Annotated in this window: 15 protein-coding genes; 8 read left to right on the top strand and 7 right to left on the bottom strand. The window is 37.2% G+C overall.

Features of this window, described 5'->3' with window-relative positions; all coding sequences use genetic code 11:
- Nucleotides 1–380: 380 nt before the first annotated feature.
- Nucleotides 381–1,145: a hypothetical protein gene (locus tag RCG17_RS28175; protein WP_308173292.1), complete on the top strand. Its 765-nt coding sequence runs from the start codon at nt 381–383 to the stop codon at nt 1,143–1,145.
- Nucleotides 1,146–1,220: 75 nt separating this feature from the next.
- Here RCG17_RS28175 and RCG17_RS28170 read toward each other — a convergent pair whose 3' ends face one another.
- Together RCG17_RS28170 and RCG17_RS28165 are read right to left on the bottom strand one after the other, a co-directional pair.
- Nucleotides 1,221–1,379: a hypothetical protein gene (locus RCG17_RS28170; protein WP_308173291.1), complete on the bottom strand. Its 159-nt coding sequence runs from the start codon at nt 1,377–1,379 to the stop codon at nt 1,221–1,223.
- A gap of 95 nt (nt 1,380–1,474) precedes the next feature.
- Nucleotides 1,475–1,810 carry a hypothetical protein gene (locus tag RCG17_RS28165; protein ID WP_308173290.1) on the bottom strand — a complete coding sequence of 112 codons (336 nt, stop codon included), beginning with the start codon at nt 1,808–1,810 and terminating at the stop codon, nt 1,475–1,477.
- A gap of 324 nt (nt 1,811–2,134) precedes the next feature.
- Here RCG17_RS28165 and RCG17_RS28160 point away from each other — a divergent pair, with 324 nt between their 5' ends.
- The gene (locus RCG17_RS28160) at nt 2,135–2,914 is read left to right on the top strand and encodes an enoyl-CoA hydratase/isomerase family protein (protein WP_308173289.1); all 780 of its coding nucleotides are present in this window, start codon (nt 2,135–2,137) and stop codon (nt 2,912–2,914) included.
- Nucleotides 2,915–3,033: 119 nt separating this feature from the next.
- Here RCG17_RS28160 and RCG17_RS28155 read toward each other — a convergent pair whose 3' ends face one another.
- The 3 genes from RCG17_RS28155 to RCG17_RS28145 form a co-directional block, all read right to left on the bottom strand.
- On the bottom strand, nt 3,034–4,383 hold the full coding sequence (locus RCG17_RS28155; protein WP_308173288.1) for a D-serine ammonia-lyase: 1,350 nt from the start codon (nt 4,381–4,383) through the stop codon (nt 3,034–3,036).
- Nucleotides 4,384–4,576: 193 nt separating this feature from the next.
- The gene (locus RCG17_RS28150; protein WP_308173287.1) at nt 4,577–6,268 is read right to left on the bottom strand and encodes a GGDEF domain-containing protein; all 1,692 of its coding nucleotides are present in this window, start codon (nt 6,266–6,268) and stop codon (nt 4,577–4,579) included.
- A gap of 209 nt (nt 6,269–6,477) precedes the next feature.
- Nucleotides 6,478–7,851 carry a dipeptidase gene (locus RCG17_RS28145; protein ID WP_308173286.1) on the bottom strand — a complete coding sequence of 458 codons (1,374 nt, stop codon included), beginning with the start codon at nt 7,849–7,851 and terminating at the stop codon, nt 6,478–6,480.
- Between the two features lie 232 nt (nt 7,852–8,083).
- Between RCG17_RS28145 and RCG17_RS28140 the strand changes: the two genes are divergently transcribed.
- On the top strand, nt 8,084–9,796 hold the full coding sequence (locus RCG17_RS28140) for an AAA family ATPase (protein ID WP_308173285.1): 1,713 nt from the start codon (nt 8,084–8,086) through the stop codon (nt 9,794–9,796).
- Nucleotides 9,797–9,944: 148 nt separating this feature from the next.
- Nucleotides 9,945–10,499, top strand: coding sequence for an NADPH-dependent FMN reductase (locus tag RCG17_RS28135; RefSeq protein ID WP_308173284.1), 555 nt, complete (start codon nt 9,945–9,947; stop codon nt 10,497–10,499).
- A 35-nt stretch (nt 10,500–10,534) separates the two neighbouring features.
- Here the strand turns inward: RCG17_RS28135 and RCG17_RS28130 are convergent, their stop codons facing one another.
- The gene (locus RCG17_RS28130; protein ID WP_308173283.1) at nt 10,535–11,461 is read right to left on the bottom strand and encodes an aldo/keto reductase; all 927 of its coding nucleotides are present in this window, start codon (nt 11,459–11,461) and stop codon (nt 10,535–10,537) included.
- A gap of 274 nt (nt 11,462–11,735) precedes the next feature.
- Between RCG17_RS28130 and RCG17_RS28125 the strand changes: the two genes are divergently transcribed.
- The 4 genes from RCG17_RS28125 (at nt 11,736) to RCG17_RS28110 (ending at nt 14,415) form a co-directional block, all read left to right on the top strand.
- Nucleotides 11,736–12,377: a phosphatase PAP2 family protein gene (locus RCG17_RS28125; protein WP_308173282.1), complete on the top strand. Its 642-nt coding sequence runs from the start codon at nt 11,736–11,738 to the stop codon at nt 12,375–12,377.
- A gap of 162 nt (nt 12,378–12,539) precedes the next feature.
- Entirely contained in the window at nt 12,540–12,857 is a 318-nt protein-coding gene (locus RCG17_RS28120; RefSeq protein ID WP_308173281.1) for a nitrous oxide-stimulated promoter family protein, read from the top strand.
- 454 nt (nt 12,858–13,311) lie between these two features.
- Complete coding sequence (locus tag RCG17_RS28115) at nt 13,312–13,818, top strand: RidA family protein (RefSeq protein WP_308173280.1); 507 nt, start codon at nt 13,312–13,314, stop codon at nt 13,816–13,818.
- Between the two features lie 135 nt (nt 13,819–13,953).
- A complete protein-coding gene (locus RCG17_RS28110; protein ID WP_308173279.1) occupies nt 13,954–14,415 on the top strand; it encodes a universal stress protein in 462 nt (153 codons plus the stop codon).
- Nucleotides 14,416–14,493: 78 nt separating this feature from the next.
- Here RCG17_RS28110 and RCG17_RS28105 read toward each other — a convergent pair whose 3' ends face one another.
- Nucleotides 14,494–14,802 (bottom strand): recombinase zinc ribbon domain-containing protein, encoded by a 309-nt coding sequence (locus RCG17_RS28105; protein ID WP_308173278.1) that lies wholly within the window; start codon nt 14,800–14,802, stop codon nt 14,494–14,496.
- Between the last annotated feature and the right edge of the window lie 78 nt (nt 14,803–14,880).

The raw sequence follows: 14,880 nt of genomic DNA, 5'->3' as shown, positions 1-14,880 counted from the left end.
TCGGGGGTTAGTCACCCCCTCCTACTCGATTAGTAATGAGTATACGGGATAAATATAAGTCATATCACAGAATAGTAACAATATAGACAATTTGGAAAAAATCTTTGCTGTATAATGGAGAAGAGTGCAGTTTTTGGCAGTTCGGAACTGTTCCATTACTGCCACAACAGGTGAAAGGTTCATTAGATTTTCAGTCCGTCTTTATCATCTCTGTTTACTTCATTGTTGCTAGAAGATAGGGAAAAGGGGGAGCTAATGTCTTAAAAAATCACAAAATAATCGATGAAAAAATCAACGTTCTTGTGGAAGTTAGCCTATAGGAGAGTATTTTCCGTTAATTCAAATTGTACAATTAAAACCCAAAAAGGGAGATGATCTTTTTGATCACTGAAATTCTTTCGAAGTATCAATCACTATCGAGAAAGGATCAGCATCATAGATTCAAATCCTGGGAACATTGTTACAAATTTTTTCTTAATAACTATAAGTATCTAAAGAAGGCTGATGTGTTTGATCATGGCTGCCTTCATTTAGGTTTTTATTTGGTAAGTTGCGGCTTAATTGATAGAAATTCTGTTCTGCTGCAGAAAGATTACAAAGTTCACGGGTACTTTCTGGCAAACGTCGTAATGAATTCAGAAAATAATGCCTTCTTTGAGGAGCATGAAAATGGTTCATTAGACTATAGAAGTATAGTGGGGATCGATAATCTTATCGCGGATACTAGAAAGGCCTATCAGGATCATATTTTTGAAATGGATGGGCAAAGTCTCATTCATGTTACGGATGCACTTGCTTCTTCTATACTTATGGGTGTATATGGAAATACGCCTGCATACAATCGATATTTGAAAAAAGGATTAAACTTATTCGATATTCGAACTCAGCTTAATGAATTTTCAATTAAAGAGTTAGTTGATTTTTATAATCAAAATATGGATGATTTTCATATTGGTAGAAAACTATTTTCAAATGATAGTGTGGAATATACACCAATGAAATTAGTTGATATGTTCTTTTGGCAAATTGGGTATATGATGGATCAACCTGAAATGTACCAAGAAGATATGGCTGCTGTTAATCTATTTGCCGAACAGTGGAAATCTGCTAAAAAGAAAACAAATTCCGTTTCCCTTCCAGTATAGGCTCTCATTTTAGGAATGCTGCAATACAAAATCCCACTTTTATGAGTGGGATTTTGTATTAATGTAAAGCCTTTTTTAGGACATTTTGTTATCCTTAAAATCGGAAGAATCATTGTAGTCATACCGTAACCCGTCCTTTTGGGCAGCTACACTTTCATCTCTTTGTTGATTATTTTGTAGATTCTGTTCGATATCACTTACTTTGTTATTTTGTCTGTTGTTATTTGACTTCACTATAGAAAAGCCTCCTAAATAAAATATTCTCTCCTATTATTTCTAAAAGATTTCCTATTATTCGTAGAAAGAGGGGCTTTTCTAAAGCGATATTTTTAGCGTTTATAGAGAATAAAACTCGTTTTCTTTTTATGAGAATGCTTAGCCCAATACTGGTGGAAAGCATCCAAAACTTCTTTTGCAAATAAGTCTCCTTTTCCTTTTTCTCTTAAAACGCCATATTTCAGATTCCCTTGATGTGTTTTATCATTTATTTTTTCACAATTTTCTCTGTCTAGCTCAATAAAGAACTGCACTTCAATTCCTTCCATACTTTTAATGGCTGTGAGGTAATTTCCAAATTCTTCAATAAGAACCTCGGTCGACCATCCCTTTTGCATACACTCATATAAAAACTCTTGATATAGCCTGATAAAAGTATTTAAATCCATTCAGTACTCACACATCCTTTCTCGATTGTTGGTTGGTCATTTCCAAAATAACTCAATTTAGGCAGCACCAAATGGAATGAAAATGGAGAAAAATTCACCCCAATATTGATTTATATAATTAAAACTATATGCAGAATCACAAAGAAAAGACGACTTAGGTTGTTGAATTAAGATTCCTAGAAAAATTGTACAAAAATTTGAATACGTTGCGTTTTTGAGTATTTATAAAAGTAGGAAAATTCCAAATTAATTTACAAAATTCAAAAAATACTGATATGATGTAATAGTACCACTGTATAAATAGTTGTTTGGAGGAAAAATTAAATGAATGATAATTTAATACTTTGTGAGATTGAAAACAAGATAGCTTTCGTGACGATCAACTGCCCCCCTGATAATAAGTTAAATACACAAATATATAAGGGGTTAACCCGATTAATGGGAGAGCTGGAAGAAAACGAAGATGTTAATGTCATCTTGATTACAGGGAGTGGGGAAGAGGCATTTGTTGCTGGGGCAGATATCAATGAAATTGCCGAATTGGACACTGTCGGTATGATGGATTTGACCAAAATAACCAGAATTGCATTTTCCAAAATTGAAACCCTTAACAAACCAGTGATTGCGGCCATTAATGGGGTTGCACGCGGAGGGGGCTTAGAACTGGCCTTAGCATGTGATTTACGGATTGCTTCTGAGCATGCAAAGTTTGCTTTTCCAGAGATCAATTTAGGTGTCATCCCTGGAGGAGGGGGAACACAGCGAATCTTAAAAGTGGTCGGATTAGGCACGGCAAAGGAATTATTGTATTTCGGGGAAATGATTGATGCGGAAAAAGCTCTTCAGTTGCAAATTGTCAATAAAGTCGTTGGACAAGATAAGCTTCTATCTACTGCAAAAGAATGGGCTGAAAAGCTTGCACAAAAAGCACCTGTTGCCTTAAGAATGATGAAAATGGCTGTTAATACCGGGTCTAATGTTGATCTTGAATCAGGTTTAACTGTAGAAGCCTCGTGCTATGATGGCGCTTTCGCTACAGAAGATCGCAAAGAGGCTATGGCTGCCTTTTTTGAAAAAAGAAAACCGAAGTTTGTAGGGAGGTAGAAAACGTTACATAGGTGATTAACCAGGAAAGTGTCCGCCGGCAGGGTTCTCACGGACACTTTCCCTTATTCTGATTAATAGACTAATCTTTTGTTCCCGTGTTAACTATCTATCGATTTCTATACTGATAAATCCAATCCTTTTTGATAATATTGCATCATCATTTCCTTAGGTACCATATTCCCGCCTGTTCCCCAAACGATGTGGGTTCCATTGCTCATCATTTCCGCAAAATTATGTCTTTTTAAATAATCAGTCCCTTCTTTGCGTAATTTAATAGGTCCGATCATCCCAGCTAGTGCGGAAGGTTCTAAATAAATCCCTTCTGTATCAACAAGTTCCTTTAATAATTGATATAGCTGTTCATCGCTAATCGTATAACTGCCACTTAAAAAAGGTTCGATGATATTACCCACAAAACCAGAAGGTCTCCCCACAGCAAGTCCGTCAGCATCTGTAATATTATCAATTCCAATATCTTGGACGGCAATTTGATCATGAAGTCCTGTCATTAAACCAAGCAGCATACACGGAGAGTGGGTGGGTTCAGCAAAGAAACAGTGAACATGATCTTGAAAAACTAACTTCAATCCAAAAGCAATGCCGCCAGGACCACCGCCAACACCACATGGGAGGTAAACAAATAAGGGATGATTTTCATCAACTTTTATCTCTAAATCTTCTAATTGTTTTTTCAATCGTGATGCGGCAACGGCATACCCCAAAAACAGGTCGTGAGAATTTTCATCATCCACAAAATAGCAGGAAGGATCCGCATTTGCTTGGATTCGACCTTCCTCTACTGCCTTACTATAATCCTCTTCATATTCAATAACTGTAACATTTTTGCTTCGCAGCAAATCTTTTTTCCATTGCTTTGCATCTGCAGACATATGAACCGTTACCTTAAAACCAAGCTTTGCACTCATAATGCCGATACTAAGTCCTAAGTTACCAGTTGAGCCAACTGCGATTGAATATTTTGAGAAGAATGTCCTAAAGAGATCACTATCTAAAATCGAGTAGTCATCCGATACCGTCAATAATTGATGTTGTAGAGCTAATTCCTCTGTATGTTTAAGAACTTCATAGATCCCACCTCTAGCTTTGATGGACCCCGAAATCGGGAGATGACTGTCACATTTAAGCAATAATTCACCTGCGATTGGCTGCTGAGAATGCTTTTCCATGGATTGTTTCATAGAAGGAATTCTAACTAAAGGGGATTCGATAATTCCATTCGTTTTTCTAGTTTCAGGAAAAACTTTTGCTATATAAGGAGTAAAACGTTTTAGCCTTTCCTCTGCATCTCTAACATCCTCAAAGGTAAGAGGGGATGTTAGAGATGCTGCTTCAAATTTTTTAAGATTCGGATTCAGCCAAAATACTTCCTCCGTCGATATAAGTTTGTTCAGTAGAGGATATTGTTTTAACCATGTTTGTATACCTTTACCTTTAACTATTTTCAAGTTCCTGGACCTCCTAATTAAGGAATAAAAAAATAACTCTTATCTAAAACAATCATCAATTATTTTAAAAGGTATATCAAGTGCGAATATAAGATTGTGGATCTTCCTTAAAACGAAAAATCCATGAAGCCATAGAAGATAAAAAAAGAGCCGTCTGAGATTGGACGGCACTAAACATGCAGCGTAATTTAAATTATTCATAGGATCGAACGCAATTTCGTCCATCAAACTTTGATTTATAGACGGCCTTATCTGCATTGGATACGAGATTCATATAAGAAGTATAAACATTTGGAATCATGGTTGCGGCCCCTACACTTATGGTTACCCAGGGTTGGATTTTCGAACCAGAATGGGGAATTTTCAATGCCTCAATCGCCATCCTAATTTTCTCTCCTACTAGAATTGCCCCTGTTTCATCTGTTTCTGGTAAAATCACACAAAACTCTTCACCACCGTAGCGGCAAAGTAAGTCAGTGGACCTTCCGAGATTCTCTTGGATCACAGAAGCAATTTGTTTTAAACAACCATCTCCTCCTTGATGTCCGTAGGTATCGTTATACGATTTAAAATAATCAATGTCTAACATAAGTAATGAGAGATGGGCAGAATTTCGTAGTCCGCGATTCCATTCCATTTCTAATCGATCGTCAAATGTGCGGCGATTCGATACTCCTGTCAGTCCATCAATGGTGGAAAGATGTTGTAAGAGTTCATTTGCTTCTTGAAGCCTTTGTTCAACCAATATTCTTTCACTAATATTACGTGAGACTACAATTAGCTTTTGATCGCCGGAAAGAATTTCATTCATAAATTTAACCGCAGATTCTAGCCAGACATATTCACCATCTTTGCGGCAAATACGGTAGGAAAACACGGAATATCCACTGTTCAGTGCAGTTTGATGCCCCATGCTCACTTTTTCAATATCATCAGGATGCATAAACCGATAGGCATCTTGTCCTACCAATTCATCTTCGTCATATTGTAAAATTTCTTTGCACGCCGGTGAAGCATAGAGGTACGTTCCCTTTATATCGTGCATTGTAATCATATCACTTGAATATTCGGCAAGGAGACGGAATCGTTCCTCACTCGCTTTCAATTCATCCTGAGATTTATTCAATTCACTTTCCATTTCTTTTCTTTGCGAAATGTCATGAATAATTACTTGAAAAGCAGGCCTATCAAGGTACTCAATAGGTGTTGCGATAACCTCTACATCTACAATCGATCCATCAAAACAAATATATTTTTCTTCTAAAGCTCCCACAGATATATTTTGTTCTAAAGTGTTAATTCTTTCTTTCACAACTTCATGATAATCAGGATGTACGAAGTGGATGATGTGTTGTCCAATTAAGCAATTTGTAGAAGGTGCCTTTATCAAGCTCATAAATCTTGGATTGGTATAAACGATTTTTCCCTCTTGATGAACCACGATTCCATTAGGGGAGGATTCAACTAAAGCGCGGTAACGTTCTTCGCTTTTCTCGAGCTCCTCTTTTAATGCTTTTTGTTCGGAAATATCTTGAATCTGTGAAATATAATATAAGGGTTTATGGGTCTCATCTTTTACGAGCGAGACATTTAATAGCACCCAAACAGGGGAACCATTTTTTTTAACATAACGTTTTTCATATTCCCGATAGGGCGACTTCCCATTTAACATCCTATCCAGATTGTTAAGATTTATTTTTAAATCATCTGGGTAGGTAATATCTTGAAATTTAATTTGTTCTAGCTCTGAGGCAGAATACTCGATGATTTTACTATAAGAAGAATTGACCTTTAAGAACGCTCCATCCAAAGATATTATTGCCATTCCAATAGCAGATAAATTAAAAGCATTATGAAAAAGGTCATTATTGAAGCGTATTGTCATTGCAAATCTTCTCCTCAGAATTGTTTAAACGGTAACTATTTATTTTAGTATTCAAAAATTAAAATATTTATTATTTTATTATAAATTGATGTTTCGAATCCAACAACTGCCAGCATCATTAATACAATAAAAAATAAAAATTTGGATGTATCACAAATGAAAACCCCGATCTTTTTTCGCTCAGATCGGGGCTTTCATTATATATAATTTTATAACGACCGTTCCAGCTCATACCAATAATAACAAATGGTTTCTAAGCCTTTGTCGAAATTTTCAAGATGGAAGTGTTCATTAGGAGCATGGAAATTTTCGTCCGGCAGCCCAAATCCCATTAAAACAACGGGCTTTTCTAAAATCTGATCAAAAGCAGCGACGATCGGAATCGAGCCGCCTCCTCGTGTGTAGGAGGTTGGAACCTTATATACTTTTTCGTATGCTCTTCCCGCAGCTTGAATAGCAGGGTGATCAAAAGGAGTGACAAATGGAGCACCTTTGTCGAATAAAGAAGTAGTCACTGTAACTCCTGGTGGTGTATGGGCTTGAATATGCTTTTGTAATAAATTAACAATCACATCTGGATCTTGATCCGGAACAAGTCGACAGGTGATTTTTGCATGTGCTTCCGAAGGGAGAACGGTTTTAATTCCTTCTCCTTGAAATCCTCCATATATTCCGTTCACTTCGAGTGTTGGACGTACCCACGTTCTTTCGAGTGTAGTAAAGCCTTCTTCACCAAACATTTCAGGCACTCCTAATTGTTTGATAAAAGACTGTTCCGTAATTCCTAATGCATGATAGGCTGCCTTTTCTGCATCAGTCAAATCTGCAACGGAATCGTAAAAGCCTTCCACCGTAATCCTTCCCTTATCATTATGAAAGGTATTCACGATTTCGACTAATGCATGGATTGGATTTTGAACGGCACCGCCGTAAAGACCTGAATGGAGATCACTTTTTGGCCCTTTGACATCAATTTGCAAGCCGCATAAACCTCTTAAGCCATAGCAAATGGTTGGTTTCCCGGGTTCCATCATGCTCGTATCGGAAATCACGATGATATCAGAAGACAATAATTCTTTGTTTTCGGAAATAAATCTTGGCAAGCTGGGACTGCCGATTTCTTCTTCTCCTTCAATCAAAAATTTCACATTTATAGGGAGTGTCCCTGTTGTTTCAAAAATTGCTTGCAATGCTTTGATATGCATAAACACTTGACCTTTATCATCACTTGCACCACGGGCAAAGAGCTTATTCTCACGAATTTCTGCTTCAAAAGGAGGACTGTCCCATAAATGAACAGGATCAACCGGCTGGACATCGTAATGGCCGTATATAAGAACGGTTGGTTTTCCTGCCGCTTTTAACCAGTCCCCATAAACAACTGGGTGCTTTTCAGTAGGATACACGTTAATATTCTCTAGCCCAATTTCTTGAAGAGCATTTGCGGCCCAATTAGCTGCTTTTTGAACATCTTCTTTATGCTCCGGCAGAGAGCTAATACTTGGTATCGCCAAAAACTCCTTTAATTCCGCTAAATGCTTCTCTCTATTTTTTGAAAGGTATGTAATAACTGCTTGGTCCAATGAAATAAGCCTCCTTAAAAAATAAGTTACTATATAGTGTTTCTTCTTTTGAAGAAATATTTCCTGCTTTTTCATAAATGAGTGCATCAATGGTTTTGGGGTCAAATATTGGAGCTTTATTATAATCTATTTCTTTTGCGTTTCTTTTTGGTAGGCTTTATTATTACAATATTGAACTAGTTAATATTTTTTAATTCTATTTCTATATATTTTAGGCGAAGGAAGTGTGTCGGTGAGGAAATATCGATGGATTAAATGGCGTAATGTAATCCTCTGGGTCGCTGCCCTTGCTATTATCGGTACTGTACTGCTGATAGGAGGGCAGACAGTATGGGATGCTACAACATCGATTTTAATGGTCGTGTTGCAGCTATTCTTTGCGATTCTGTCTATGATTATCCAGTTTGTTGCTCTTTTTTGGTTTCTTGCCAGGGGACGAACATATTGGATATTGCCCGGTGAGACGGGTTCGACTTGGGAGGATTACAGAGGAAATCCCGAAATTGTCGAAAATGCCAAACGCATCGTTACCCTGTTGAAGGGTGTCAAAGAGTTTAAGGAAATGGGGGGCGAAGCGATAAGGGGATTAATGCTTTGTGGACCCCCAGGAACAGGAAAGTCTTACCTTGCCCAAGTAATTGCCAATGAAGCACAAGTTCCTTTTGCTTATGCTTCAGCACCAAGCTTTCAAAATATGTTTTTCGGTGTTGGCAATCTAAAGGTAATGGGTCTTTATAAGAAAGCTAGAAAGCTATCGAAAATATATGGTGCCTGTATTATTTTTATTGATGAAATTGATGCCATTGGAATGAGCCGTGGTGCCGGGAACGCTGGAGGAGGCCTTGGTGGATTAATGGGCATGGGCGGTTCAGGACTTTTGAACGAGCTTCTTCTACAGATGGATCCGCCAAATATTGATAATGGCTGGTTTGCAAAGCTGCTTCGTTCACTTGGCCTTCGGAAAAAGAAGGCAGAACGCCCATCAGTCCTCACGATTGGGGCAACCAACCTGCCAGACGTATTGGACGCTGCGCTGCTCCGTCCAGGACGGTTTGACCGAAAGATTTGGGTAGACGCGCCGGATTATGATGGCCGTATCGATGTATTTCAATACTATCTTGATAAGGTAAGACGGGATGAAAACTTTACTCCTGAGCGGGCAGCACTTGACACAATTGGCTACAGTCCTGCACAAATTAAACATATTGTCAATGAATCAGTAGTGATTGCCCATCAACGGGGTGCGGCTGTTTCTAATTACGAGGACTTCCGAGCTGCTATGGAAACATATGAATGGGGCCTAAAACAGCCGCTTCGGTCGATGAGTGAAGATGAAAAGCGAAATGTTGCTTATCATGAAGCAGGACATGCTGTAGCACAATTCTTATTGAAGCCGCACGAACGGGTTTGGAAGGTAACGATCATCCGCAGGGGTGATGCACTGGGAATTGCTGCTACCAAACCGACTCATGAGCGCTATAATCGAAGCGACAGCGAGATCTTGGCGGAGATTCAAGTTTGCCTCGCTTCCCGTGCAGTGGAAGAGGAATTCCTTAGAAAAAAACTAAATGGTGTTACGTCTGATTTAAAACAGGCGACAGAGCTAGCAGGTGCCTATCTTGGAGCTGTTGGAATGGGAGAAGAGTTATTCAGCTGGCTTGCCATCGGTTCTTCGGCTGATGCGCTCAAAGCACTAAGGCCAAAAATAAATGAACTTCTTAATGCCGAAATGAAAAAAGTGAAGAAACTGGTAATGGAGCATGACCAATTTGTTCATGCGATTGCAACTGAGCTGATTAAGCGAGGCGACCTGACAGGAGAAGAAATCGAGGAGCTTTATGTAAACCTGTATGGGGAGAAACGGCCAGTATTTCAAGATACACCAATTCAATATGATTTTGCTGCTTCACAGCTGCAAGCTGCTGCAGCTAAGGAAAAAGAGTAAGAAATGAATTGATTTTTAAGAAGAGGGTGACTAATAAAAGTTACCTTCTTTTTTGGGGGGAAAATAAGTATAAATCTTTTAAGCGGATTTAACCTTAATAGTTTGTTATGATGGGGTTACGAGTTTAATTAATAAAGGAGCGTTAGAATTGCAATCTTTAAAATCTGATGTTCACATTGTCGGAATATGCGGCAGCTTGCGAAAGTACTCCTATAATCGGGGGCTGTTGCAGGAATTTAAAAAACAGCTGCCGTCCAATATTAAATATACAGAAGCTGATATTTCTGAATTACCATTTTTTACAGAAGAAAGAGAGCAATCACTAACGGAAACAGTTGTGAAGCTTAAACAATTAATCGAATCTGCCGACGCCATTATCATCAGTACACCCGAATATAATATGTCCTATACCGCAGTACTTAAGAATGCACTAGAGTGGTTATCACGAAGAACGCTGCAAACGCCATTAGCAGGGAAACCTGTTGCTTTGATTGGAGCTGCTTCAATTCAGATTGGAGTTTCACATAGCCATCTACGGGATGTTCTCTATGCATTAAATATGAAGCTGATCAATAGACCTATCATTCAAGTGGGAAATGCAGGGGGAAAATTTGATGAGAAAGGCAACCTGATTGATGCTGGCGTAAAAGAACTCTTAGGAAAATTAAAAGATGAAATGGTCAAAGTGTCTGCTAATCAATAAGAAAGAATGGCTCGGTAAACACCGAGCCATTCTCTTTATGGGATTATATTTCCTGCCAATCGGTAAATGTCATACCATTCTTTTCTCGTTATTGGTAAATCAGAACCTCTGCATGCATCCTTTAATCGATCTTTATTAGTCGTTCCAAGAATAACTTGAATATTAGCGGGATGGCGGGTAATCCATGCAGTGGCAATTGCCGTATCTGTAACCTCATATTTAACAGCAAGTTGCTTAATATAATCATTTAGCTCACCATAATTTTCATAATCCCCAAGGAAAGTTCCTTCAAAAAATCCTTTTTGGAAGGGGGACCATGCTTGAATGGTTATGTCGTGAAGGCGGCAGTAATCCAACACGTTACTATCCCGATTGATAGCTTGGTCGGTATTCATATTTAAAGCAATTCCAGAGTTGATCATCGGAGTATGCACGATACTAAATTGCATTTGATTGACAACTAATTTTTGCGGTATGTATTTTTGCAGCAGTTGTATTTGCAAAGGTGTGTGGTTGGAAACACCAAAGTATTTCACTTTTCCGCAGCTGTTCAGCTGTTCAAATGCTTCAGCCACTTCTGTTGGTTCCATTAAGACATCTGGGCGATGGAGCAGCAATATATCCAAGTAGTCTGTTTTTAATCTTTTTAAAATCTGTTCGGTAGAAGAAATAATATGTTCTTTTGAGAAATCGTACATGTTTTCTTGGGGCCGAATTCCGCATTTGCTTTGGATAATCATTTTTTCGCGGATACTTGAATTCATTTGAATAGCATCCGAAAAAAGTGTTTCGCATTCCCCAGCACCATAGATATCAGCGTGATCAAAAAAATTAATGCCTTCTTCCAAAGCAGTCTTTATTAACGCATCAATTTCTGGTAAAGAAAGTTGCTTTAATCGCATGTTACCCATAATGATATTAGAAACATGTAAATCCGTATTGGCAATGTTGAAATATTTCAATTCAATCTCCTCCTTCACTTCTCGTTAAATGTACCTTACATCTGACTACCTCTGCAACCTCCATATCATAATCAGGACATTTAAATCACTTACTAAGGTTATTTTCTATTTTTATGATGGAAACAATTAGAAAAATATTATATTATTTAATTTTGAGGATGGGTGGAAATGCGAAGATTCATTGGATTAGTTTTTTCAAGTTAAGGAAAAACAATAGGTAATAGAATAGATCGGGAATTGATATTCCTACAAAGGAGAGGTGGCTTACATAATTATGAATTTAAAGAAACAACTTACCTGGGCTTTATTAATAAGTTTATTGTGCGCTATTGGTTTTGGCTTGATCGCCCTTCTAGTGAGTGATAAAAAGATTGCACAGTTTGACAGTACCATCATTGCAGCTGTTCAAGGATTTGAATCCCCCGGGCTTACATTCATCATGAAATTCTTTACATTTATTGGTTCAGGGACTCAAGTCGCAATCATTGCGCTTTTAGTATTATTTTTTCTATTTAAGGTTTTGCATCATCGAAGAGAGTTGATTTTGTTTATTTGGGTAGTCTTGGGTTCGACAATTTTAAATGAAATATTAAAGACCGTTTTTCATCGTGCCCGCCCCACGATCCATCGGATTGTAGAAGCAAATGGCTTTAGTTTTCCTAGTGGTCATTCCATGGCAGCCTTTAGCTTATACGGGGTCATTGCGTTTTTGCTTTGGAGACATTTATCCACATCATTGGGCCGAGGGCTGCTGGTTCTTTTCAGCATATTTATGATTATCATGATTGGAGTTAGCCGAATATACTTAGGCGTTCATTATCCCAGCGATGTTCTTGGCGGATTTTTAGCCAGTGGCTGTTTATTGGCCGTTTCCATTTGGTTTTACCAGAGGTATATGGAGAGGGGAAGTAAGTAAAAAAATACAAAAAATGCCCTAATTTCACTAGAAGTTAGGGTGTTTTTTGTAAATAGTAACTATGAAAATGTAGAAAAATCTTAATAAAAGGCCAATTACTTTCAAATGTTTCTATGATACCTTTAAATTAGTAAATCTAAAGGTGAAAGAGGTTTACATGCCATGAAAAGAGAACTGAACAATGGTCCGATTGTCCAAAAAGAAAAAGACACCGTTACTGAAATGATTCGTTTGTATTGTATAAAAAAGCATCACCATCAACAGAGACTTTGTAAAGATTGCCAGGATCTACAAGACTATGCGTTGAAAAGACTTTCACTTTGCCAATTTGGGGAGAGTAAAACCGCTTGTTCCAACTGCTCTGTCCACTGTTATAAACCAGAATATCGACAGAAGATCAAATCAGTAATGCGCTTTTCTGGTCCAAGGATGCTATTGTATCACCCAGTCTATGCGGTTAAACACCTTTTAAATAAATAAATATTAATATATAGGGAGTTTAAAAACTATAAAAAAGCGTGGTATTTCCTGGAAATTCACTCAAAACAGATATTAAGCCAGCGATTGAACTTGGAATAAATTCAATTCACATTCCATCAGAGCTAGAATGGAGTTATAACATTATCGATATTGACATTGAGCCCCGTGGTACATTTGCTGAATTAAAATCATTGCTTCAACTGCCAGAATTTTTAAGGGAACATTCATTTAATTATGAACTTTTTCCCGCAAAACTTTAGGTACCATGGATTTTACCTTGTAAAGGCAAATAGACAAAAAGAGTCTTTTGCCTTTATTTTTTACGTTGCAGATTTAATATGATAATATCGTTAATCTTCGAAAAAACTCGAATTGTTTACAGAAAATTCGGAAAAATACTAAAGCTAAAATATCAATAATCATTTATACTAAATTTGTATATGCTGTTTCAACTATGAAAGAAGTAATTAATTCATTATATGGGGTGGTTAATCTGGGAGCAATTGAAAACAAATTGGTAGATTTAGGGATTCACTTACCCGCTCCTCCTAAACCATCTGGTGTCTATGTTCCAGCGACAACTGTTGGTAATCTAGTCTACACCTCCGGTACAGGATGCAAAATGAATGGGGAAGTTATGTTTCAGGGGCAAATTGGAAATGAATTATCAATCGAAGAGGGACAGATGGCAGCAAGACTAGCAGCACTAAATCTACTATCCATTTTAACTGATCATTTAGGTACACTAGATAAAGTCAAAAAAATTGTTAAAGTTCTCGGGTTTGTTAATTGTCCAGTTGGATTTACAGAACAACCCAAAGTAATGAATGGAGCATCTGAGTTATTTGAAGAGATTTTTGGAGACCAAGGACAGCATACAAGGTCTGCGATTGGTACAAATGCCTTGCCACATAATATGCCAGTAGAATTAGAAATGATTGTGGAAATATACGAAAACTGAAATCCAAAAGCAATATGAAATTCAACGTGCAGTCTAATAAATTGATTGTTACATAATGATTTTATTATTCTAATAAAAAATGATCATTCTTTTCCATATTTAGTATTGTATAATTGGATGAAGGGGGAAATGACAATGGGATTTGAATACAATAACATTTTAGTTGCAATTGATGGATCTAAAGAAGCAGAGCGTGCCTTTAAAAAAGCTGTTGAAATTGCCAAGAGAAACAATGCAAACTTGCTTTTAGCACATGTTGTTGATCAAAGGACTTACGCTTATGCAGGAGTTGAGGTTGATCCTTTTGAGCGTAACATTGCCGAAAGAGGAGAACAAATAGCATCAAAAATGCTTGAAAATTATAAGGAAAAAGCTATTAACGCTGGCCTTACAAAAATTGATTGTATAATTGAATTTGGTTCCCCTAAGGTAAAAATTCCAAAGGATATTGCCAGAGCGAAAAATTGTGATTTAATTATATGCGGTGCAACAGGATTGAACGCAGTTGAAAGACTTTTAATGGGTAGTGTTTCAGAACATATTACCAGATTCGCTTCATGTGATGTTCTCATTGTTCGGGAAGAGGCAGAAGATTAAAAGTTTTTATAATTGCTTAATGAGCTAAAAACCTCGGTATTATTACTGAGGTTTTTTATATGGAATACTTTCTTTCATTTAGTAGTGAATATGTCCGGGCTTCCATGACATTGGTTCTTGTCCTCGAAAAAATACGTCAAAATTATTTTTATCTTTTACAACAATCTTTTCCACACTTCTTTCAATCAGATGTGTGATTTTTTCTTTTGTTCGATCATCAATCCATAACCTTCTACTAATAAATTCAATCATTGCCTCTTCACTAACAATGTTAATTCCACATTTTTCATCGCCCTGGCAAGACCAATAAGTTTTACCTCTCTCATTATTCGGGTGAAATACATTTTCACAATTTCCACAATGAATTTTATTTGAAAAAATAGCCATAACCTCAAACCTTTCTTTTTTAAAACCATGTATATTCATCGTTTCATTTAATAGACCAATTAAGAGAGAGTTTTATAG

This window comes from Neobacillus sp. PS3-12 (assembly GCF_030915385.1).
Classification (GTDB): Bacteria; Bacillota; Bacilli; order Bacillales; family Cytobacillaceae; genus JAEVLT01.
The sequence above is the reverse complement of the archived record's forward strand: the minus strand, read 5'-3'. Positions and strand labels throughout refer to the sequence as shown.